Here is a 1,764-nt window from a genome sequence, read left to right as displayed (position 1 = left end):
AGATGTCCTCCCCTCAGCAAATCTTGCTCTGCCAGTATCGCTACGACCCGCTGGATCGCCTCACTGGCCATGTCCAGTCAGAGGCGCCAGTACGCCAGCGTTTCTACTGTAAAAGCCGTTTGGCCACCGAAGTACAAGGGGCCATCGGCTATTCCATTGTTCAGCACGACGATCTGTTGTTGGCGCAGCAACAGCGTCAGGTCGGGTCGCTGGACACCACCTTGTTGGCTACCGATTTGCAGCGGTCGATTTTGCAAACTGCAAAGGTCAACGGGTCGCGACACGCCATTGCCTACTCACCTTACGGCCATCGCCCTGCCGAAAGCGGCTTGAGCAGTTTGCTGGGTTTCAACGGTGAGCGTCCGGATCCGGTGACCGGGTGTTATTTGTTGGGGAATGGCTATCGGGCGTTTAATCCGGTGTTGATGCGCTTTAATAGTCCGGACAGTTTGAGTCCGTTTGGTGAGGGAGGGTTGAATGGGTATGCGTATTGTATGGGAGACCCGGTAAATCGTGGCGATCCAAATGGACATTCAGCATCAACTTACTTCAGAGCGCTATTCACAAATAAAGTTAAAATTTTTGGGGAGACACTTGATATAAATAAAGGAATAACTATAAAAGAAGCACTTTCCGCAAAAAAAGAAATTAAAAACCTGCAAAACCTTAGGACCACGTATGACATTCGGGCCATCGAGATGTTCGAATTTACCAAGCAGAATGGGTTTGAAACACAAAGCTTTATAGTAAATAAGGCCATAATAAGCAACTCACACTCAGAAAAAATCCAACTATCATCTCAAGAAATCGATTTATTCTACAAAGCCATAAGCGATAAATCTGACAAGTTTTCCATGCCCGCGCTCCAAAGAGAAGCGACGCCAAGAGGCAATGGTGAATTGAACGGACTTATGAAACTTCTAGCGTACGAATCCGAACCTCTATTCGGTGGCTTAGAAAAGGCTAAGGAGCAAATTGCGAATGAAATAAAAAAAATAAGACAGCAGCACTTCACCAAGCCTAAAAGCCTACCTGCTAGATAAGTAAAAAACGCCCCAAAGCCCATCGAATTTTTCTCTCTAAGGGTGAAAAATTCGATGGCGCGCACCATTAACCAAAAGTTGGCAGCTTCCAATTACCTGAGCGGATAAAGTTTGTCATCAAACTCCGCCAACTTTGGAAACACCAGCGGCTGATCATCACTCAAGTGCTGCAACCGCTGGCTGTAGTCGACGAGAAACTGCTGCCGCGCCTCGTCACTGATGTACGGCACATGCCAGGCCACAAACGGCTCCAGCACATCAAACCCGACATAGGCCAGGGTCCCGCGCAGCAGTGGGCGCAGCATGTCTTCCAGCGGTCCGTGAATCGCGCCTTCGCCGAACATGTGTTCACGCCCGCCCAGGGTTACGGTGACCAGTGCTTTCTTGCCCGCCAGGCCGCCCTGGTCGTAGAAGCGTTTGCCGCCGTAGCAGATACCGGAAACCAGCACGCGGTCGATCCAGCCTTTGAGCATGGCCGGGGTGGAGAACCAGAAGATCGGGAAGTTGAGGATCAGCAGGTCGGCCCACAGCAGTTTGTCCAGTTCGCCCTGGCATGTTCAACAACCTGACTATCAGTTCTGCTAGTACCGCAAGAACACCATCACGCAGACACTAAAGCAGCACCCGCCTTCCACAATCAGGAACGTGCCAGATGTCCTCCCCTCAGCAAATCTTGCTCTGCCAGTATCGCTACGACCCGCTGGATCGCCTCACTGGCCAT

1 protein-coding gene and 1 pseudogene are annotated in these 1,764 nt (G+C 50.9%); one reads left to right on the top strand and one right to left on the bottom strand.

Annotated features, from left to right (window positions below):
• The first annotated feature begins 2 nt into the window (after nucleotides 1-2).
• On the top strand, nucleotides 3-1,043 hold the full coding sequence (locus EIY72_RS30250; protein WP_093221269.1) for an RHS repeat-associated core domain-containing protein: 1,041 nt from the start codon (nucleotides 3-5) through the stop codon (nucleotides 1,041-1,043).
• 92 nt (nucleotides 1,044-1,135) lie between these two features.
• Here the strand turns inward: EIY72_RS30250 and EIY72_RS16180 are convergent.
• Nucleotides 1,136-1,594: pseudogene (locus tag EIY72_RS16180) on the bottom strand (NAD(P)H-dependent oxidoreductase); the annotation flags it as partial.
• Nucleotides 1,595-1,764 lie beyond the last annotated feature (170 nt).

Origin of the sequence: Pseudomonas vancouverensis, from assembly GCF_004348895.1 — a bacterium.
Classification (GTDB): domain Bacteria; phylum Pseudomonadota; class Gammaproteobacteria; order Pseudomonadales; family Pseudomonadaceae; genus Aquipseudomonas; species Aquipseudomonas vancouverensis.
This window is presented reverse-complemented; position numbering and strand designations above follow the sequence as displayed.